Origin of the sequence: Halomonas sp. AOP12-B1-6 (assembly GCF_052379225.1) — a bacterium.
GTDB classification, from domain to species: domain Bacteria; phylum Pseudomonadota; class Gammaproteobacteria; order Pseudomonadales; family Halomonadaceae; genus Vreelandella; species Vreelandella casei.
In genome coordinates this window covers 444,569-465,301 of the sequence record NZ_JBQSYK010000002.1, presented here as the reverse complement: position 1 = coordinate 465,301, position 20,733 = coordinate 444,569, and the positions used below count along the sequence as shown (strand labels likewise).

Genomic DNA, 20,733 nt, shown 5'->3' with positions numbered 1-20,733 from the left:
GATGTCATTGACGACCGAAGCATCGACCAATTTTTGGCTAACACGTCCGTTCAGCGAGCGCTCTACGCAGATTTTTCTAGCGGTACTATTAGCCGCGCTGGTGCTGGTGACGCTGCTGCATGTGGCGGTGCCGCCAGAAAACCCACTGCATGTGGGGGCGTATACGGTCAATTTGTTCGGCAAGTACCTAAGCTATGCGCTGCTAGCGGTAGCGGTAGATTTAGTGTGGGGCTATCTGGGTATTTTGAGCCTGGGGCACGGCGCCTTTTTTGCCATTGGCGGGTATGCCATGGGCATGTACCTGATGCGCCAAATAGGTGATCGGGGTACCTACGGCCACCCGGTGCTGCCGGACTTTATGGTGTTTTTAAACTGGGACAGCCTGCCGTGGTTCTGGCAGGGCTTCGACATGGCCTGGTTTGCCTTTGCCATGGTGCTCTTGGCCCCCGGGCTGCTAGCGTTAGTGTTTGGCTTCTTGGCGTTTCGCTCGCGAGTGACCGGCGTTTACCTGTCGATCATTACCCAGGCTTTAACGTTTGCCTTAATGCTGGCGTTCTTTCGCAATGAGATGGGGTTTGGCGGTAACAATGGCTTAACCGACTTTCGCGAACTGCTGGGATACAACCTGCGCAGCAACGATACGCGCCTGGGCCTGTTTATCGCCACCGGGGTTGCGCTGGGTCTGGGCTATATTCTGTGCCGTGCCATAGTGACCAGCAAACTGGGCCGGGTCAGTATCGCCACGCGTGATGCCGAAGCACGTACGCGCTTTCTTGGCTACCGAGTCGAGCGCTTTCAGCTGTTTGTGTTTGTGGTGTCGGCGATGTTGGCAGGCTTGGCGGGGGCACTCTATGTGCCGCAGGTGGGAATCATTAACCCCAGCGAGTTTTCACCCATTTTCTCTATCGAAATTGTGCTGTGGGTGGCCCTAGGCGGTCGCGCTACGCTTTATGGCGCGGTGATTGGCGCTATTTTAGTCAACTACGCCAAAACGTTTTTTACCGGCGTCATGCCGGATGCGTGGCTGTTTGCGCTAGGGGCGATGTTTGTATTGGTCACGGTATTTCTGCCCAAGGGTGTGGCGGGGCTGTTTCGCCATATCAAGCGGCGTAAGCGCGACGATAATACCGCCAAACCCACCGCGCCCAAGGAGGCTTCCGCATGAGCTTGCTGCAATCGCTAACTCAGCGTGATCGGGTGTTCGACTTTATGGTGCCGCAGGATTCACCGGTGGACGTGCGCCATGGTCCTATCCTGTATATGGAGGATGTCACCGTTAGCTTCGATGGCTTTAAAGCGATCAATAACCTCAATTTGACCATTGATGATGGCGAGCTGCGCTGCATTATCGGCCCTAACGGCGCAGGTAAAACCACCATGATGGATATTATCACCGGTAAAACTCGCCCTAATAGCGGCAGCGTTTGGTTTGGCAGCCGCCATAACCTGCTTAATATGAACGAGCCAGATATCGCAAGCTTAGGTATTGGGCGCAAGTTTCAAAAGCCCACGGTGTTTGAAGCGCTCTCGGTGTTTGAAAACCTGGAGCTTGCCATGTCGGCGGACAAGCGCATTTTTCCCACGCTCACCGCCCGCATGACCGGTGAGATTAAAGACCGCATCGATGAAGTGCTGGAAACCATCGGCTTGACGGCGCTACGCCACCAGCCTGCGGGTATCCTTTCCCACGGCCAGAAGCAGTGGTTAGAGATCGGCATGCTATTAATGCAGCGCCCGCGCTTACTGCTGGTGGACGAGCCAGTCGCCGGCATGACTGAGCAGGAGATGGAGCGCACCGCCGAACTGCTCACGGGGCTTGCTGGCAAGCAGTCCGTGGTCGTCGTGGAACATGATATGGGGTTTGTACGCTCGATTGCCCGCCAAGTCACCGTATTGCATCAGGGCAGCGTGCTGGCGGAAGGCACCATGGATCAGGTATCCAGTGATCCCAAAGTGATCGAAGTGTATTTGGGTGCTGATGATGATGAGGCCGCCTGATGTTAGCCATTGAAAAGCTCAACCAGTTTTATGGCGAAAGCCACACCCTTTGGGATTTAGACCTTGATGTGCCCGCCGGCCAGTGTACTTGCGTGATGGGCCGCAACGGCGTGGGTAAAACCACGTTGTTGAAAGCAGTGATGGGCGAAGTCGCGGTGAAAAGCGGTGCGTTACGCTACACACGCGGAGAGGCGGGTGAGATCGAACTAACCCAAAAAGCCGTGGAAGCGCGTTCGCGACTGGGAATTGGCTATGTGCCCCAGGGGCGGCAGATTTTTCCGCTACTGACCGTGGAAGAAAACCTGCGCACCGGCTTAGCGGCGCGTCGGGACGGGCTGAAGAAAATCCCCGAACGGATATACGAGCTGTTCCCCGTGCTGAAAGAAATGAAACACCGGCGTGGCGGCGACCTTTCCGGTGGCCAACAGCAGCAGCTCGCCATCGGCCGCGCGCTGGTGATTGCACCCCAACTGCTCATTTTGGATGAGCCGGGGGAGGGCATTCAGCCCAATATCGTCGCGCAAATTGGCCAGGTTATTCGTCAGTTGATCAATGAGGATGGTTTGACGGTGCTACTGGTCGAACAGAAGCTGCCCTTCGCCCGCAAGTACGCCGACCGTTTCGTGATCATGGACCGCGGTCGGCCGGTCGCCAAAGGCGAGATCAGTGAGCTTTCTAACGCGCTGATTAAACAGCATTTGACGGTATAACATGCTGAACGAGGCCTTTGAAATAGTCTAGTAGCGCTCCATTGGGTGTGGCAGATTGGCGCAATTGGCCACTCTCAATGGATAAATAGGCCTGCAACCGCTAGAGTCATTGTCAATGACGTTAACCTCAATGCGGACTACTGTTAAAAAGCCCACTTATGCGTAAAAACCGTCCCTTCATACTGCTTGTCGCCATTCCCCTTACCGCCATTGTCATTTTGGGCGGGCTCATCTTTGGCAGTCAGGCGATGTCTGATCAAAACCAAGAAGGTGATATTCAGCGAGCATTAGCGACGGCGACAGCGCTTGAAACGCCTGATGACGTGGAGCTTCAGTATTTGCAGAGTGTTAACTACGGTTACGGTGTGTGCGGCCTGTACAAAACGCCGTCAGCAGAAAAAGGTTTTGCGCCCTTCTTTTATGACACGACTAACCACGACCTCGTGCTCGATATTAATTCGCGTCGATATAAGTCGAACTGTAGCCTTGGCTCTCTGTGTTAATAGCGCTTATTGACTAACGCTTGGTTAGACCATGACGGCGTCTGCTGAGTTGTCAATGAGTGTCTAATCAGGCGGTTAATACCTTGCTGTCCACAACTTAACGTTAACAATAAGGGGAAGTTAAAATGCTAAACATGCGTACTAAAGCAGTCTGGGGACTCTTAGCGTTAGCGCTGTCGGCAGGCAGCGTGCAGGCTGCTGAACCTGAAGTCACCGACGCGAGGCTGAGTCTATTGCCCGGCGACTCACCTGGTGCTGGCTACTTTAATATTACCAATACAAGTGATGAACCGCTCACCTTGGTGGGCGCAGAAAGCGCTGCATTTCATATGACCGAAATGCACGTTAGCACCACTGAAAATGATATGGCGCGCATGGAGTCTGTTGAAAAAGTCGACGTCGCGCCTGGTGAGAGTTTTGCCTTTGCTCCCAAAGGTTATCATCTTATGTTCATGCACAGAGCTGAACCGTTGGAGCAAGGCGATGAAGTGGATGTGCTGCTTCACTTTGAAAATCAGCCAGAGCTGCCGGTTACCTTCACCGTCGTTGCTCCCGGATCAATGTAAGACAGTTCTTGTGATGGATGTTTAGCGATGATTAAAAGGCTATGTTTGTTTATCGGGCTATTGTTGCTAGTAGGATGTAGCGACGAAAGTTGGCGCACTAACGACGTCTCCGACATGCTGCCGGAACTTGATTTTGATTTAGTCAATGAAGATAGCGAGGCCGTCGATGAAACAGCCTATGCCGATAAAGCCACGCTGGTTTACTTTGGCTTTACGAACTGCCCTGATGTTTGCCCTATCATGCTAGCAACCGTTGCATCAGCCATACGGCAATTGGAGGAGGGTGATCGGGACAATCTACAGGTGTTGTTTATTTCGGTTGATCCTGAGCGTGACACGCCCAGCGTGCTGCAAACATATACCGATGCGTTTGGGCCCGAGTTTATCGGCCTGACCGGCGACAGAGCGGATATAGACGCGGTCGCTAACCGATATCGTATTGCCTACGAATACGGCGAAAAGGATGAGCACGGCAACTATGAGGTCACTCACTCCAGCGCCGTTTTTGCGTTTGATCGCCACGGTAAAGCAAAATTCATGATCCGCGACAGTGATTCGATGACGTCTATTGTTGCTGACCTTAAGAACTTGGCTTCAGGCTCCTGATAATGCGTTTTTAACCACGCCAGACGTGGTTGCTAAGGCACATGTTGAAATACCTTCCGGCCCTTATGCTAGTGATAGCATAAGGGCCGGAGCGTTATTGAGCTTAGCCTAGTCGTTTTTCCTGTCTTGGACGCACAATTAGCCAATCAAGCAGCAGCATAACGATCAGCGACGCGCCGACAAGCGGAAATAGCAGACCACCGATTGCCAAAATGGCAATCAACCCCCGGAAAACGCGTTTATCAGCCGGTAGTGGCGGTACGCCCATCGCGCGCGAGGGACGGCGCTTCCACCACATCACGCCAGCCGATACCGCCAGCAAGATAATCGCCATACAGACGGCCAGAAACAGCAGCTGATTAAATAACCCAAACTGCTGGCCCATATGCACGTTAATGCCAAATTCCAGCCAGCGACCCATGGGCCCGTAGTCGGCGTAGCTCATGTCGATCAAGCGCTCGCCAGTGTACTGGTCCAGATGCACTACGCGCTGTTGGCTAAGATCATTGGGGTAGACCGAGCCGGAGTACACCCCGGTTTCCGTGGCCGGCAGGCTGACCGCATAGCCGTGATGCAATCCCAATTCATCGAAGATGGTGACAGCACCGTCAAGGCCAATGCTCGTTGTCTGGCTTGGCCAGTGCGTGGATGTTGGAATTTGTGCCTGTTCGAGTGACCAGCTCGTCAGACTTTGCTCGTTTAAACGTGCCTCGGACATGGGCACTTCCACCCGTACACCGGCTGGATAGCCGAAATTGTTACCGTTAGCCCACTGATTAACCTGCGCGCCCCATACGCCTGACCAGGGCATGCCGGTAATGGCTAGAAAGACGATAAACCCGCCCACAAAAATACCCAGCACGGCATGCAGATCGCGCCAGAACACGCGTTTTTGGGGCTTGCCGCGCACGCTAATCACACCGCCCGCGCCTTTACGCCGTGGCCACCAAAGGTAAATGCCGGTGAGCACCAGCAGAATTGACCAGCCGCCGGCTATTTCAATCAGTTTGCGCGCCGTAGGGCCAAAGTATTTCAAACTGTGCAAATAGCGAACGGTCCACATTACCGTGCCGCGATCATCCAGCGCACCCAGCACATGGGCAGTATACGGGTCGACGTAAACCGCTAATCGCTCGCCCGCGGTTGTATTAACCGTGATTTCTGCCGAGCTTTCCGGCGTCGCGGGATCAGTGAATTTTACAGCGGTGCCGGGGTGTGCTGTCAGGGCCGCACTTACCAGCGAAGAGGGAGGGAGCGTCGCCTCTTGAACGGCCACGCGCTTCACGTCAGCGTGTATCAGTGCATCCAGTTCGTCTTTGAAAAGATATAGCCCGCCGGTGATCGCCAGGATAATCATAAAGGGCAACACTAAAAGACCGGCATAAAAATGCCAGCGCCAGACGGCGCGGTACAGGTCTAATGAGGCTTTGCGCCCAGCCTGTGGGGAAGAGGTAGTCGTCGACATCATCGTTTCCTGACGCGTTAGCTTGTTTCGCTAAGCGCCAATTGAATTTGCATAAGCAGCCGTCAGCCAAAAGCGATCTTTAGGCTGATAGGACGAAGAGAAATGGGCTATACAGGTTGCGAGAACGGCGGTGCGCGAGTAAGTGCGTGAGGGTAGGTATCACAGGACTGCGTGCCCTGAGCCGGTTGCGACAGCAGTCGTTCATGGGTGATGAACGCTTGCTGGCCGATCGCGGGAAGCAAGGCTTGGGTGGTCGGAAACTGCTGCCAGACAGCGCAGTAGCCACACTGATGAAACCAGTTAAATATTGGCTCTACTGTTTCAGCCTGGCCCGCATGATGGTGGTGGTCAGTGCTTGCTTGCGGCGCCGCGTGTTGATGATGGCCCCCGCCATGGTGACTAGATGGGTGGCTAGGTGGGTGGTGAGTGCCGTGATTAGCGTGATGTTGACCACCGGCTTGGTACTGCGAAATCAGCGGCCCGCCCAATAGGAGATGCATCGCCACAAACGCCATAAAAAGCGCCATGCGATACCAAAGAGTCCCTACTGAACGTGATAAATACATTTACTCGATACGCTTTGTTGGCCGTGTTGTGTTTTTTATATAGATTCTAGGATTTTAGCTGATGAGAGAGTGACAGTTGTGCGGTCAATTGCCACGTTGTGATAACCATTGCCAGGTAGGGAACTATTGGGCCGGGTTCGGAGTTGCCTGCAGTGCACCTGCGTCATGGGGCACAATGACGGTTGAAGTTATCCCCCTACGCCCGCTCGACGGGCGTAGGGGGGATGTTTTACGAGGTTAGTAGTGAAAAACAGCAGTGAAAATCAGTAGTGGACAACAGTAGCTGTTATGGCATCAGCATCGCTTGTTAAAGCTGTCTAGAAGTCCAGTGAGGCCGAAAACATAAAGGTGCGGGGGGCGCCTAATGCGAGGCTTGAGAGTTGAGGCATTGCCCAGTACGTTTTATCGGTCACATTGTTAACAGTGGCACGCAGTGTGAGTGGATAGCCGGAAAGGTTAGAGGCGTAGCGTGCGCCAACGTCATAAATAGTGTGTCCGGGGACTGATAGGGAGTTGTCACTATTAATGTACTGCTCTGACATTGCGGTGGCATTAGCGGTCAGTGTCAGCCCTGGTGCTGCGCGCAGATCCCATTCAGTGCCTAGCTTGGCTTGCAGGTTCGGTACGCCGGTTGCCTGATTACCTTGCTCTTCATCGCTCGCGGCGCGGGTGATTTCAGGATCGACATAGGCGATGCCACCCATCAGGCGCAGGTTGCTGATAGGAGTGCCGAAGAAGCTCCACTCTACTCCACGGTTCCGCTGCTCGCCCCCAACCGAGAAGGTATTGGTGACCAGATCGGTGTAGCTGCTGGGCCGCTTTATTTCATACAGGCTAAGCGTGTGTGAAAAATCACCCAGATCAAGCTTCACGCCAACCTCGTTCTGTTTAGTCGTGTAAGGCTCAAACACCTCACCCGCGTTAGCGGCACTCATAGGTGCTGTGGCCCCCTGACTGAGTCCCTCAATATAGTTGGCGTAGAGCGATACCTGGTCGGTGGCTCTGAAGAGTAGTGCTGCGGCGGGGGTGACCGCGCTTTCATCATAGCGGGAGATACGTTCGCCGGTTGCCACGCTGTAGGCATCGCTCACTACCTCCTGGCGTCGGGCGCCGAGCGTCAGTTGTATACGATCATCGGCAAACGAGAGCGTGTCTGCCAAGCCGTAGCTGTTTAAGCGTAGCTCTGTATGCATGATGTGCGGCGTGATGAATTCGGCAGCGGCGCCCCACTGCGGATCGTATAGGTTGGTGACCCAGTCCGCACCGGGGACAATTCTGCGGCCGTAGTCGTGCTGCTCATGCTCGTAATGGGTGGCATTGACGCTAATTGCGTGGCTGACGGCGCCGGTCTGGAAATGGCCGCGAAGCCCAACTTCCGCCGATGTTTTCTCGACATCGAAGGCGAGCTGACCAATGCTTGTGCGATAGTTGCCTTGATCATCAAGCACCTGGGCTAACATGGCACCGTTGTAGGTGTAGTTCGTTTCGCTTCGACCCATTGACGCGTACCCCATGATCTCGTCGGTAAAGTCGAATTCGCCACGCAATATGGCGCCCTTGTCTCGTGTGTCGGCAAAGGCCCAGTCCGGATTGATCAATGTATCGGAGTCGGGAGGCGTTGGAACTGCCAGGCCTGGGGCCAGGTTGATACCTCGAGCGGGGCCATCAATATGGTCGTCAGCACTGTACAAGTCAGCTGACAGTCGAGCTTGCTCACCGCGCCAGTCCAGCCCTAGAGAGCCCATTTGAACCCTTGGTTTCTGGTTGTCCACAGCACCCTCGCCGTCGCGGTATACGCCGTTAAAGCGAACGCCAAACTGCTGATCGTCACCCAGGCGTCGGCCGACATCAAGGTGCCCGCCAAGCTGAGCGTCGGACATATACGTGGTGGTGAAACGCGTCAGCGGTTCATCGCCAGCCCGCTTGGGAACCAGGTTAATGGCTCCACCAACGGAGCCACCTGGTGGCATCCCGCTGAGTAGTGCCGAAGGCCCCTTGAGCACCTCGATGCGCTCGAACATTTCTGGGGACGTGCGGTAGTAAGGGGCCATACCGGCCAGACCGCCGAACGTTACGTCACGTGTGCTGACGTCAAAACCACGGATCGAGTAGGTTTCGCTCCAGGCACTGGTGACGCCGTTGCTGAAGACACTCGGATCAGTCGCTGCAATCACATCGGTAATATTCTGAGCTTGTTGATCCTGGATGAAGCGGTCCGTATAGCTGATGGTATTGAAAGGCGTCTCCATAAAGTCTTTATTACCCAGAAAACCAGCCCTATTGCTGTAGGTGACTTGGCCGCCGGAATACGTATCGTTAACGGATGTCGCTTCTCCGTGTACGGTGATAGGGGCTAGGGCAGTACTACTGCGGGTCTCGGTCTCCTGGGCCTGTGCTAGAGCTTGTGAGGAAAGCAGCATGGCAGCACTCGCGCTCAGCGCCAGCGGAAAGGCGCTCCTGACGAGCGATAAAGGGCTTGAGCAAGAGGCGCAATGTGGCGCTCTCGTCGGCTGTAGGGGGCGGTGGTGGCAACGTAAGGGCATGTCGATCTCCATTTTTAAAGACAGAGGAACTACACCGCTTCAATTGAGCAACTGTTAAAAGGCTCAATGAAGCAGTCGATGAAAACGTTTTTTTTAGGTGCTCTGGGACGACGAGCCGCTAGTTCCGGTATCCGTCGATAATGTCATCCGCGATGATCGCCAGAGAGCTGACGCTGGCTGCGGTGACATACCAGGCTTCGGGGTCGACAAAGACCACCCGGTCCTTTCGCCAGGCGTTAGTTTGGCGTAACAGGGGGTTTGCCAGGCTGTCGGCACTCATGGTGGGCCGGTGCTCCATCACGGCAGTACGATCTACGACATAGATGATGTCGGGGTTAGCCTGCTGGATGAATTCGCTAGAGACCGGCTGGCCGTGCAGGCCGGTATCAATGTCAGGTGCGGCGGGTGCAACGCCTAGTTCGGTGAAGATGAAGCCGTAGCGTGACTGCATGCCAAAGGAGTGGAAGGCACCATTATTGTGCAGCAGGATAAGGGCTTTCTCAGGGCGGCCCTGGGTAACACGTCTGACTTCCTCGACGGTATGAGCCAGCTCGGCAACTCGCTGACGGGCCAACGCCTGTTTACCAAAGATCTGCCCAAGATCCATGAGATGATCCATGACAACGTCAATGTGGTTGGTCTGGCTGTTGCGGTAATCCACGTCGAAGTGCAGCGTGGGGGCGATCTGCGTCAGCTCGTCATAATCGTTGGCCTGTAATGACGTCATAAGAATGAGGTCAGGGTTAGCTCGATGCACTCGCTCAAGGTTAGGGCGTACGATAGCGCCCAGGTCTTCAATCGTCGGGTCGTCCCGGTACTTCTCCAGAAAATGGGGAATAAAGTCCTTTGGCATGCCCACCACCGGAACGTCCAACTGATCCAGAAAGTCGACTTCATTCATGTCCAATGCCGCTACCCGTTGTGGACGGTGATTGATCACAGTGCTGCCCAGCGCGTGGTGAATCGTGAGCGGTGTCATGGCCTCCTGTGCGGGCATGTCATTGGCTGAGGGTTGATCGCACCCTTGTAGCAACGCCACCAAGGCGAGTGGGAGAAAGCGTGCCAAGCGGTTGTTGAGAGATTGTTTCATTCCAGGTTTCCTGAGGGCTTGAAGTAATTACATAGATAGCCGCGTTCGTTATGGGCGATGTCGAACTTCAGGCCGTAAAGCTCACTCAAGCGCCGTTCGGTGATGACATCGGAGACGTTGCCATCGCAGTGCACGGCCCCGTCCTTCATGGCGACGATGTAATCGGAATAGTTGGCGGCGAAGTTGATGTCATGAACGACCAGGATGACCGTTCGTCCATGCTCATCGCAGAGGCGGCGAAGCGCCTGCATGATCTGAACGGCATGTTTGATATCGAGGTTATTCAGTGGCTCGTCGAGCAGTAGGTAATCGGTCTGCTGTGCAATGGTCATGGCCAGGAACGCCATCTGGCGCTGGCCGCCGCTGAGCTCATGCAGATAAGCACCGCGTAGTGTCGTCAGCGATAGAAACGACAGGGCGTCGTCAATCACACGATGGTCATGCCGAGTGAGCGTGCCACGGCTATAGGGAAAGCGGCCAAAGGCCACCAACTCCTCGACGGTCAGGCGTAGATTGAACTCAGGCGTCTGGCGCAGTGTGGCCACCTGCTTGGCATACTCACTGATGGGAATGCGCGTTACCTGGGAGCCGTCGAGTCGAATATCCCCACGAGTGGGCTTAAGCAGTCTCGCGAGCATCATCAGCAGCGTCGTCTTGCCCGCACCATTAGGGCCCACCAAGGACGTTAACTGTCCTGATGGAAAGCAGAGATTGACCGCCGATAGCACCGAACGGTCGCCGTAGGTTTTATGAAGGTCTTGAACCGTGATCATGCTGCGCCCCGCTTACGCACCATCAGCGAAAGGAAGTAAGCCCCACACACAAGGTTGACGAGGATGCCGACGGTGGTTGTGTAGTTGAAGAGATGTTCGACCAGCAGTTGGGCGAGGATGAAAAGGGCAATGGCGATGGCACAACCCAACGGCAGCGTGACCCGATGACGGTAAGTCCCGGCAAGCGCATAGGCGGTATTGGCCACGAAAATGCCCATGAACGCCGTAGGGCCAAGCAAGCTGGTCGATACAGCCACCAGCGCGGCGATCAGAAAGAGCTGGCGCTGCACGCAGCGTCGATAATCGATGCCAAGCGATATGGCCTGCTCTCTGCCCAGCAAGAGCACATCGAGCATTGGGAGGCTTTTCAGGCCCACCAGGCAAATCGTGGCCACGATCAGCGTGGCGTAGAGCAGTTGTGTGGCGTTGGCGTTACCGAAAGTGGCTTGGCTGTAACCCATCAGAATGGAAAACTCACCTGGGCTCATCTTAAGCTGAACGAACTGGGTGAACGTGGTAATGACCATTGTCAGTACCAGTCCTACCAACAGCAGGAAATAGACATTGTCTCTGTCGTCTCTAAACAGCCAGCGATGCAGCGTCCAGGAGTAGCCAAGCATCAGCAGGATCGAGAGTGCGGCGTTGCCGTGCTCGCCGAGTACCATCAGGCTGTGAGTGCCCAGCATCAGCATCAACAAGGTCTGAAACAGCAGATAGACGGCCTCATAGCCCATGATGGCAGGCGTTAATATCCGGTTACCGGTAAGGCTCTGAAACGTAATGGCGGACCAGGCGACACAGATGCCACCGATCACCATGGTGGCCAAGCGTTCAAGTCGTTTCGGGATCACATACTCGAAGTCGAAACCGGAGCGTACGAAGACAAAAGCGAGCGCAAGAGCGATCACTGCCGCCCAAACGGTGTGGCTAGCTTTGATAGTCATCACTGTGCCCTCCTGACAATCAGGATCAGAAACAGCACTCCTCCGACACAAGCCGACGTTAAGCCGATGGGCACTTCAAAGGGATAGATCAGCAGGCGTCCCGCAATGTCGCAGGCCAGCAGCAGGGTTGCCCCCGACAGTGCTACGGCGGGTAGAGTGCGAGCCAGGTTATCGCCGTAGTACAGCGCCACCAGATTGGGAATCACTAATCCGACAAAGGGGATGGCACCCACGGCGATGACCGTGACCGAGACAGTAATGGCCACCAGCATCAGTCCAATGGCAGAGGTGACGAGATAGTTCACGCCTAAACTCGTCGCCATCTCTTCGCCCATGCCCAGTACCGTGAAGCGATGAGCGTAGACGTAGGCGAGTATAACGACCGGCAGAATAAGGTAGATAATTTCGTAATGACCCTGGACGATCTTCGAAAAATCTCCCAGCAGCCAGCCCTGCATGCTTTGCAGGATGTTATGGCGGTAGGCGTAGAACTCGGCGAGGGCGCTTAGTACGCCGCCGTACATCAAACCGATGACGGGAATCAGCACCGTGTTGATGAACTTGATGCGGCGAACGATAGCGATAAAGATAACATTCGCAGCGAAGCAGAAGAGCAGGGCGGCAAGCATTCGTGATCCAACGCCAGCCGTAGGCATTAGTGGCAGCGATACGAGAATGCCCAGTTTGGCGGCATCAAGCCCACCCGAGGTGGCGGGCTCCACGAACTTATTGCGCACGATATGCTGCAGAATCACACCGCAAATCGCGAGGCCCACTCCGGTCAATGACACCGTAATCAGGCGTGGCAGCCGGCTGGCCATCAGCGTCAACCAAGCATCATCCGACAGGGTGATGAGTTGGTAACCGCTTATCTGCCGCGCGCCGACCAGTAATGATATCCCGCACAGCAATACAAACAGGAGAGGCAAATACACGCGCATCACTGTGAGGTTTCTCGCGTTTTATCCGGGGTGATGCGCCATCCTTTGGCGGTTTGGCGTTGGCCAAGGAACGTGGCGTATCGCCCCTGCTGAGCGAGCAGTTCATCGGGCGCGCCTTGCTCAATGATACGCCCCTCATCTAGCACGATGATCTGGTCAGCCATGCTCACAGTAGAGAGTTGGTGGGCGATCACCAAGAGCGTACGTTGGCCTCTCAGTCGCACCAGCGCCTGGGTAATGATGGCCTGATTTTCCGCATCCAGTGCGGCTGTCGCTTCATCCACCAGCAGAATGGGCGCATTCTTAATGAGGGCACGGGCGATGGCGATACGCTGCCGCTCGCCGCCGGAAAGGCGGGTGCCTGCTTCGCCCACCGGGGTGTCCAATCCTTGGGGCAGGCGTTCGACGATCTCGATGACACCGGCTAGACGCGCGGCTTCCATCAGTGCGGCATCGCTGGCTTCGGGGCATCCAAAGCGAATATTGTCAGCAATGCTGCCAGCAAACAGGTAGCTCTCCTGAAAGATCTGACTGACTTGGTTCGCCAGCTGGGTGCTCGACATATCGCGCACGTCTACGCCGCCGACGAGCACACTACCGTGATCTGCATCGAAAAACCGCGCTACCAGTCGTGCCAGGGTGGTCTTGCCTGAACCTGACTCGCCGATCAATGCGGTCATGCTACCGGGCGTGATAGATAGGCTAACCCCGTTGAGCACATCGGGCTCATGCGGCGCATAGCGAAAGCGGACAGCTCTCAATTCGATGGAGGCGTCACGCGGCGGCTGAGGGGCGGTGGGCTCGGCTAAGGGGGGCGCGTCGAAAATCGACTGGATCTCTTCGAGTTGCCCTCTTGCACTGCGCAAAATGTCGCTATGTTGAGCGACATCCAGCAGCGGCTCGACGAACCGGCTTACCAGTACCAGCGCAATGATGACACTGATGATGCTCGCTGCCGTCAGCGATCCTTCTAGAAGCGTATTGATCCACAGGGTCGTGACGATCAGCAGTACGGCAAAGACTGTCTGTACTGCCCAGGCATTGAGCAGCGCCGAAAGTGCCGAGAGGCAAGCCAGCCTGGTTCCCGAACGCTGCTGTTGTTGCATGGCCTGTTCCAAGAAGCGCGTGCTGTGGTTGTTGCCACTAAAGGCGCGTAAGACGGCCTGGGCACTGGCGAACTCAACCATGCGCTGACTGGTATCGGCAAAGTGTTGCTGGAAGGCTCTGTCGGCATGCCGGGCAAGCTTAGCGGTGAGTAATAAAACCCCCAACAGCAGCGGCAGTGCGACCAGCGCTGCAATGCCCAGCGGTGTATGCAACACCAACAGCGCGGCAAGCAGGACGATAGGCGTGACAAGCCCGCTGATTACCGGTGTAAAGACGTGGGCAGGAAGCTGAGCCACCGCCATCATACCCTGCGTGGTGGCATGGCTAAGTCGCGCGGTGTTCGTCGCGGTAAACCAGCCGACCGGCAGGTGCGCGACGTGTTCGCCAAGGCGATGGCGACCCGACTGCAAGATGGCGACGCCGACACGGACGCCTGCCTGCTCCACGTGCCATCGCACGCCCCAACAGACCAGGATGCCGAAAAGCAGCGCTGCCAGCCATGCGGTGGCCACGCTGAGTTGGCCGATCAGGAGGTAATTGAGAAGCGGAATAAGGGCCAAGATGGTCAGACCGCTTAGCACACCATAGACAATGGCCAGCCCGAGATAGCGACGTAAAAGCGCGGTGTCGTCGCCAAGCAGTTGATTGAGCATTTTCAGCACGCTGCCACCTTCGATTCCAGTGAGTTTGTTATCTCTTCCAGTGCCCAAAGGCGAGCATAAAGACCCTTGCTGGCTAGCAGTTGGTCGTGATCGCCTTGCTCAGCGACCTTGCCGTCATCGAGTACCAGAATGTGGTCGGCGTGCATAATCGAATTTAGGTGATGCGAAATAATCACAAGCGTGCGCCCCTGGGTTAAACGCGAAAGTGCCTGCTGAATGGCCAGTTCGTTGCTGGCGTCAACGGCTGCTGTCGCCTCGTCCAGCACCAATAGAGGCGGATCAAGTAATATGGCGCGGGCGATACTGACACGCTGCTGCTCGCCACCTGACAGTTGAATATCCTCGCCAATAATCGAGCGATAGCCTTGAGGGAGCGCTGCAATACGTTCGTGAATATTCGCCGCGCGAGCGGCATCCTCGATTTCCTGTTGGCTGGCCGAAGGTCGGCCCAACGCAATGTTGTCACCAATGCTGGCATGGATAAGACGCACGTCTTGCAGAACAAAACCAATACGCTGGTAGAGCGTTGACATCTCAAGATGGCGCAGATCCACCCCGCCTAACGTAATGCGCCCATGGGTGGGGTCAAAAAAGCGCAGCATCAGCCGTGCCAGGGTGGACTTGCCCGCACCAGATGGGCCAACAATTGCCGTCACGCTGCCAGGTGCAAGCGTAAAGTGAAGGTTAGATAGCCCGTTTTGAGCGTTGTCATAGACGTAACTGACGTTTTCAAAGCGTACTTCATGGTTGTTTGGGAGCTGGCGCTCATCAGGGGGGATTGATGACAGCACCGGCGTTTCAAGCAGTGCCATGACGCGCTGGGCGGCGCCAACGGCACTGCCTAAGTCGTGCAGCAAAGTATGCAGTAGCAGTAACGGAGCGCAGATGCCGGGTGCTACCAGAATGAAGGGCACCAGATCGACCGGTTCTGACCAGCCATTGGCGACGCAAAATATGCCAAACGTGAGCGTCAGACCCAATATCGTCCCCGTTGTCACCATCGCATGGACATGCGCCATAGAAGCGACCAGAGGGCGGGTAAATTGCTCAAAGGCATGAGCAAAACTATCCACGGCGGCTTGGTAGCCACGATAGGCTTGTCCGGTGGTACCGAAGGCCTTGACGACGGGAATGCCACAGACAAATTCATTGATGGCGTTATTCATGCGCTCAAGCTGGGCAATAAACTCACCCATATTGGCTTTGCCGGCTTGCATCAGCCGGCGCAGGAAAAGAAAGAAACCGGGCAGCGGCAGTAACGTAATCACGGCGATTTTCCAATCCAGCGCGAGCAGGTAGATCACCGAGATCAGTAAGGCGCCAAGCACGCGTCCTACCGCCGTGTAAAAGTGCGCGGTCAGGCTGTGCAGCGTCGCAATATCGTCTTGCATCGCCTGTTTTACATCGCCGGATGCACGGCTGGTAAACCAGCCAAGCGGTGCTTGGGACAAGCGCCGCATAACAGCCAAGCGTAACTGGTAGGTGAGTTGGTTATCCGCCAGATGCGCGACCAGCTCGCCCAGGAACATGCACCCCATGCCGACGAAAAGGCTCGCGACGCTGGCGGCTACCACCCAGCCGATTTCACGCATGCTGGCGGTTGATAACGTCCAGGCGGCGCCTGGGTCAGACACAGGAATCTTGGCGATATGTGCCATACCGGCAAGCGGCACCATCGTTAATATCGTGCCGATGCCCGCCAGCATTGCCGCGGCAAAAAGCCGTGTGCGTATAGGGGCCAGCACTTGGCTGATGGGGCTCTTACCTTGGGATTTCGATGTATCGTGCGTGCTCATGAAGCGTTAGTACTCGGCCATAGGGGGTTATCGAACCTGCATAGCAGCAATCTGTAACGAGAATTAGTCGCGTTTAGTTAGGCTAATAGATAATTAGTTTCATGGCAATAAACTAATTAATATAATTGCATGTCAATCAACTAATTGACCCTAAGGTGAGTGAGTGGCTAGATAGGGGACGTCAGCGATCAAGGATGCAATATGACAACGCAACAGCCAGTTAAAGCACGCGGGCGGCCGCCTACCATCACGCTTGAGCGTATTGCCAATGCGGGTATCGAAATCGGTCTGCCCAACATCACCTTTGTTGGGGTGGCCAGCGCGCTAGGCATCAGCCATATGGCGCTGTATAAGCACGTGACGAATCTCAAGGCGCTGAAGAGGTTGGTGGCCGAAGAGATTTTTCGACGCTGGAGCATTCCGCGCGCTCGTCGAGAGGAATCCCAAGCGCTTCAGGCGTATCTGTTCACCTTTGCCATGTCGATAGCCGAGTTTGTCAAAGCGCACCCAGGCCTAACGCCCTACGTAATCCGTCGCTTGGCGGCGACCCAGCCCATGATTGAAAAAATCCATGCGCACCAAGCGCATATTGCGGAGGTCTATGAGATTTCCCAGGCCCAGGCGCGTTGGCTGCTTGCGACGGTCGCCTTTCACTGTTTTGCCGTGGCAGACACGATTTACTCGGTGATAGGACAGGCGCCTGATGACGCGGTAGATCGTGCTGAAGAAGAGGCGGAAATGGAGATTGATCTAGCGCAAGGTATGCAGGCGCTGATTACCGGCGCGCTAGTTATACTGACCGAAAACTCACTTGAGGAAGCTCACCATTCCGCCCTTTGAGAGCCGGTAAAATGGTTAGGCCAGAGTCGCTAAGCAGAGTCGCCAAGTAGAGCCGCGTCCTGCGGGCTAGGCTTTGTACGAAAAGTCGGCGAGCGAAGGCAGTTTTCGTACAGAGCCTAATGTCACGTTTGCAAGGTGATGTCTAATACGTTGCCCACACCTCTCTCCAATACCTGGCTCCTTCACTCCCTTGCGGCAGAGCGGTTGTCTAGCCGCGTTATCCCCTTTAATCGATATATTTACCTGCTTATGCAGCCCCGTTGGCAGCATAAGCAGCGCCTGTACGTTCTTGTTTGGTGCAAATTGTTATTTTTTTGATCTTTTGTGGTGCATTGAAAATTTTTAGGTGTAGGGAGAAATTGTTTAAGTCATTGTCTTAGAGCTGGAAAATAATTTTTCACCATTTTGGCGCATTAATTGCACTACTTAGCTAACGGCTTACTGAAAGGAAGCGATAGCTAATTATGATGCTATGCGATATCGCAAAATCTCCCCTTGCCTCTGGCCACCGCTTTGATCAAGGCCGCCACTGGGCGGCTTCGTTGGACTTACGTTTTGCCCAGCGCGACGGCGTTACCCGCATGGTACAGGCGCGCCACCAAGGCCCGCTGCGGGTGCAACGGCCGTTTTACCCAGAAGGCCGAAGTGAGGCGTGCCATGTGTACGTGCTTCACCCACCGGGCGGACTGGTGAGTGGCGATGCGCTTACCATTAGTGCTCATGTAGAGAGCGGTGCCCATGCGCTGCTCACCACTCCCGCGGCCAACAAGCTATATAAAGCCGACAGCCAAGGCGTTGCCTGGGCTCAACACACCCAGCTAAGCGTGGAAGATAACGCGATTCTGGAATGGCTGCCCCAAGAAACCATCGCCTTTGATGGCTCGAAAGGTGAGCAGCGCACGCATATTGCCCTACACGGCAGTGCTCGCTGCTTAGGTTGGGAAATGATGGCGCTGGGGCGCCCGGCAAGCGATTTGCCCTACGTTTCGGGGCGCATTGAACAACACTTTCGGCTCACGCTAGATGGCAAACCGCTGTGGTTAGAGCGCCAGCCGTTAGACCCGCTACACCCACGTTTTGCGGGGCGCTGGGGGCAAGGCGGCGCGACCGTACAAGCTACCCTCTGGGCGGTAGGTATTGCTGATGCACCTGCCGCTATTGATGCCCTGCGCGAGGCGTTGCCGGATAACCCTCGTTGGGCCGTCACCGTGCGTTACGGCGTACTGCTGCTGCGCTACTTGGGGCATTCACGCAATGAAGCCTGGTCGCTGTGTGAACAGGCCTGGCGGCTACTGCGTCCGCGTTGGATTGAGCGTGAAGCGCATACGCCGCGTATCTGGTTAACCTAGGGCTGTGGTGGACACAACCCTAACGGCCGGTTCTTACCAATCCCAGTTCAATGAAACGGTGGCACTACGCGGTTCGCCCAGCCAGTACTGGCTATAAAAGCCAATTTGCTCGTAGTAATCCTTGTCGAAGAGATTATTGACGTTTAGCTGAGCGTTCAGATTGTCATTGAAGCGGTATCTGGCCATCAGGTCGGCAACAGCATAAGCATCCTGGCCGACCTGCACACTACCGTTCGGGCTAGAGGCAGCGCGCGAGATATCACTTTGCCAGCGCACGCCACCGCCCACGGTCAGGTCGTGCCATGTGCCCGGCAACTGGTAGGCGGTAAACAGCTTAAGCTGCTGGCGCGGGTGGGACGTATTGGTGCGTTCTCCCTGGGCCGTTTCTGCCTGCGCTAAGGTGTAGCTCGCGCTCAGGTTCCAGCCAGGCTGCACCTCACCGATGAGTTCCAGCTCCAGCCCGTTAACTTGATTACCATCAATGCTTCGGTTTGCCTGTGTACCGGGCTGGCCGATAACCTCTACGCCCGGGATCGCTTCAGCGGCGTTATTTTGCTCTGTTCTGAACACGGCGACACTGGCATCCAGCTGGTCTCGCAGCAAGCTGGTTTTAGCGCCGATCTCATAGCTACGCCCCTGCAGAGGATCCAGCAGTGAGCCGTCTTCAAAGCGAGCGTTCTGAGTCTGAAAAATTTCTGTAGCGCTCGCGTATAGCGAGGTATGCTCGGTCACGTCATAAACAAGGCCTGCATAGGGCGTTAGCTCGTTGCTATAGCGATATTGCCGCTCATCGCCGAAGTAGTTTTGATCCAGCTCCCAGTCACTCAGGCGTGCGCCGACAATCAGGCTCAGCGGGTCACTGAGTGAAAAGCGTGAGACCACATAGCCGCCGCTTTGAGTGACGCGCATGCTATCAGCGTTAGCAAAATCTCCCCATGCGGGCTTGGCAACCACGCTGTCGCGCCAGTTGAAGAAGCTACCGGCATCCGGCGCTGCACCCGCGGGTGACGCGGTCAAAATATCGAAATCGTCCTCGTTATACATCCAGCCTATGCCCAGCTCATGCTGGCGCCCCAAGAGGCCAAAATTGCCCTCTGCGGAGAGATTGACCGTTTGCTGAGTACGGTTGCCGCGGTAGTTCAAGTAAGAACTCGACATGCCAAGGCCGGTATCTCGGTCGGGGTAGCCGCCACGGTATAGGTACTGCATGCCGTAGTTACCGTCGTTATGGCTGTAGGCCGCCCGCAAGGTCCAGCCGTTATCCAGCGTGTGGCTGAGGTCTGCAAACGCGCGCGTGGTTTCGTTATAGAACGTTGACCAGGCGGTATTGTTAGAGGCACTGCGATCAAAGTCGGTGCGGTCGCCATCGGCGTAAAAAACGGGCACGCCAGAGCCCATGCCATCAGAGTCATTGCGCTGGTATTCAACGCCTGCCGTTAACTGCGTCGCAGACGACAGTTCACTGCTGATCACGCCATATAACGTGTCGTGATCATCTCCCTGGTGGCTAATAAAGCTGTCATTGCGATCTTTGGCAGCGACAAAGCGGATGCCCGTCGTGCCATCGCTGGTTAACGGTGTCGAGACATCAGCGCTTATCCGGCGTCGATCCCATCGCCCTATGCTGGTAGAAAGCGAGATTGCCGCGTCAGGCAGCGGGCGTTTGCGGATAAAATTCACGCTCGCAGAGGGGTCGCCTGCACCCGTCAAAAGCCCCGTCGCGCCGCGTACTACTTCCACACGGTCATAGATAGCAGCATCCCAATCTGTATCCCCAAAATTCCAGAAATTGTTGATGGGAATGCTCAGCCCATCGAACTGAAAGCTGCGAATCGTGAAGCCGCGTGCGGAATAGCTCATACGGTTACTATCGGCACGACTGGGTGAAACGCCAGGTACCTGAGCGAGCACGTCACCGCTGGTTTGTAATGCTCGGTCATCAATCTGCTGGCGGGTAATGATGCTAACGGATTGCGGCGTTTCACGAGGCGTCAGCGACAAGCCCGTTGCACTACGGCTAGCCGGCACCGTGTATCGCTGCGTGCTTTCGCTATTATCGGCAAGCCGCTCTCCGGTAACGACAAGATTGTTGAGCGTCTCCTTTGCATCCGCCAATGCGTGAAGGGGATATGCCAGTAATAAAGCAGTGAGCGTTAGACGGGGAAAAGATGGCATCGGTTATTCTTCTCAAGTGAATTTTTTAACAATTGAGAATTATTCCATTAATGGAGTGGGAATAGTTATGCCATCTCAGCCATGCGTTATGCGCAATCG

18 protein-coding genes are annotated in these 20,733 nt (G+C 55.5%); 8 read left to right on the top strand and 10 right to left on the bottom strand.

Features of this window, described 5'->3' with window-relative positions:
• Nucleotide 1: 1 nt before the first annotated feature.
• From urtC to ACT3TR_RS07405, 6 genes are all read left to right on the top strand, one after another.
• The gene (gene urtC, locus ACT3TR_RS07430; protein WP_192535807.1) at nt 2–1,165 is read left to right on the top strand and encodes an urea ABC transporter permease subunit UrtC; all 1,164 of its coding nucleotides are present in this window, start codon (nt 2–4) and stop codon (nt 1,163–1,165) included.
• Nucleotides 1,162–1,998, top strand: coding sequence for an urea ABC transporter ATP-binding protein UrtD (urtD, locus tag ACT3TR_RS07425; RefSeq protein WP_192535806.1), 837 nt, complete (start codon nt 1,162–1,164; stop codon nt 1,996–1,998). Before urtC ends, urtD begins: the two co-directional genes overlap by 4 nt.
• Nucleotides 1,998–2,708 carry an urea ABC transporter ATP-binding subunit UrtE gene (gene urtE / locus ACT3TR_RS07420; protein WP_096277245.1) on the top strand — a complete coding sequence of 237 codons (711 nt, stop codon included), beginning with the start codon at nt 1,998–2,000 and terminating at the stop codon, nt 2,706–2,708. Before urtD ends, urtE begins: the two co-directional genes overlap by 1 nt.
• Before the next feature lie 158 nt (nt 2,709–2,866).
• The gene (locus tag ACT3TR_RS07415) at nt 2,867–3,211 is read left to right on the top strand and encodes a hypothetical protein (protein WP_096277247.1); all 345 of its coding nucleotides are present in this window, start codon (nt 2,867–2,869) and stop codon (nt 3,209–3,211) included.
• A 125-nt stretch (nt 3,212–3,336) separates the two neighbouring features.
• Nucleotides 3,337–3,777, top strand: a complete 441-nt coding sequence (locus ACT3TR_RS07410; RefSeq protein WP_096277250.1) for a copper chaperone PCu(A)C — start codon at nt 3,337–3,339, stop codon at nt 3,775–3,777.
• A 27-nt stretch (nt 3,778–3,804) separates the two neighbouring features.
• Nucleotides 3,805–4,383 carry an SCO family protein gene (locus tag ACT3TR_RS07405; protein ID WP_096277252.1) on the top strand — a complete coding sequence of 193 codons (579 nt, stop codon included), beginning with the start codon at nt 3,805–3,807 and terminating at the stop codon, nt 4,381–4,383.
• Between the two features lie 103 nt (nt 4,384–4,486).
• On the opposite strand, the gene ACT3TR_RS07400 is transcribed toward ACT3TR_RS07405, so the two are convergent.
• From ACT3TR_RS07400 to ACT3TR_RS07360, 9 genes are all read right to left on the bottom strand, one after another.
• Nucleotides 4,487–5,848, bottom strand: a complete 1,362-nt coding sequence (locus tag ACT3TR_RS07400; protein WP_096277254.1) for a PepSY-associated TM helix domain-containing protein — start codon at nt 5,846–5,848, stop codon at nt 4,487–4,489.
• A gap of 107 nt (nt 5,849–5,955) precedes the next feature.
• Nucleotides 5,956–6,414: a hypothetical protein gene (locus ACT3TR_RS07395; protein WP_427046900.1), complete on the bottom strand. Its 459-nt coding sequence runs from the start codon at nt 6,412–6,414 to the stop codon at nt 5,956–5,958.
• A 317-nt stretch (nt 6,415–6,731) separates the two neighbouring features.
• Nucleotides 6,732–8,834, bottom strand: coding sequence for a TonB-dependent receptor (locus tag ACT3TR_RS07390; RefSeq protein ID WP_275542730.1), 2,103 nt, complete (start codon nt 8,832–8,834; stop codon nt 6,732–6,734).
• Nucleotides 8,835–9,075: 241 nt separating this feature from the next.
• Nucleotides 9,076–9,996 carry a siderophore ABC transporter substrate-binding protein gene (locus ACT3TR_RS07385; protein ID WP_444625059.1) on the bottom strand — a complete coding sequence of 307 codons (921 nt, stop codon included), beginning with the start codon at nt 9,994–9,996 and terminating at the stop codon, nt 9,076–9,078.
• Nucleotides 9,997–10,043: 47 nt separating this feature from the next.
• Nucleotides 10,044–10,820 carry an iron ABC transporter ATP-binding protein gene (locus ACT3TR_RS07380; RefSeq protein WP_096277262.1) on the bottom strand — a complete coding sequence of 259 codons (777 nt, stop codon included), beginning with the start codon at nt 10,818–10,820 and terminating at the stop codon, nt 10,044–10,046.
• Nucleotides 10,817–11,764 carry an iron chelate uptake ABC transporter family permease subunit gene (locus tag ACT3TR_RS07375; RefSeq protein WP_096277264.1) on the bottom strand — a complete coding sequence of 316 codons (948 nt, stop codon included), beginning with the start codon at nt 11,762–11,764 and terminating at the stop codon, nt 10,817–10,819. The genes ACT3TR_RS07380 and ACT3TR_RS07375 overlap by 4 nt, the downstream gene beginning before the upstream one ends.
• The gene (locus tag ACT3TR_RS07370; RefSeq protein WP_096277266.1) at nt 11,764–12,705 is read right to left on the bottom strand and encodes an ABC transporter permease; all 942 of its coding nucleotides are present in this window, start codon (nt 12,703–12,705) and stop codon (nt 11,764–11,766) included. Before ACT3TR_RS07370 ends, ACT3TR_RS07375 begins: the two co-directional genes overlap by 1 nt.
• On the bottom strand, nt 12,705–14,465 hold the full coding sequence (locus ACT3TR_RS07365) for an ABC transporter ATP-binding protein (protein ID WP_225734247.1): 1,761 nt from the start codon (nt 14,463–14,465) through the stop codon (nt 12,705–12,707). The genes ACT3TR_RS07370 and ACT3TR_RS07365 overlap by 1 nt, the downstream gene beginning before the upstream one ends.
• A gap of 2 nt (nt 14,466–14,467) precedes the next feature.
• On the bottom strand, nt 14,468–16,270 hold the full coding sequence (locus tag ACT3TR_RS07360) for an ABC transporter ATP-binding protein (RefSeq protein ID WP_192535805.1): 1,803 nt from the start codon (nt 16,268–16,270) through the stop codon (nt 14,468–14,470).
• A gap of 201 nt (nt 16,271–16,471) precedes the next feature.
• On the opposite strand from ACT3TR_RS07360, the gene ACT3TR_RS07355 reads away from it, so the two are divergent.
• Both ACT3TR_RS07355 and ACT3TR_RS07350 read left to right on the top strand, forming a co-directional pair.
• Entirely contained in the window at nt 16,472–17,110 is a 639-nt protein-coding gene (locus tag ACT3TR_RS07355) for a TetR/AcrR family transcriptional regulator (RefSeq protein WP_096277272.1), read from the top strand.
• 464 nt (nt 17,111–17,574) lie between these two features.
• Nucleotides 17,575–18,459 carry an urease accessory protein UreD gene (locus ACT3TR_RS07350; protein ID WP_192535804.1) on the top strand — a complete coding sequence of 295 codons (885 nt, stop codon included), beginning with the start codon at nt 17,575–17,577 and terminating at the stop codon, nt 18,457–18,459.
• Nucleotides 18,460–18,492: 33 nt separating this feature from the next.
• On the opposite strand, the gene fauA is transcribed toward ACT3TR_RS07350, so the two are convergent.
• A complete protein-coding gene (gene fauA, locus ACT3TR_RS07345; RefSeq protein ID WP_096277276.1) occupies nt 18,493–20,634 on the bottom strand; it encodes a TonB-dependent alcaligin siderophore receptor FauA in 2,142 nt (713 codons plus the stop codon).
• Between the last annotated feature and the right edge of the window lie 99 nt (nt 20,635–20,733).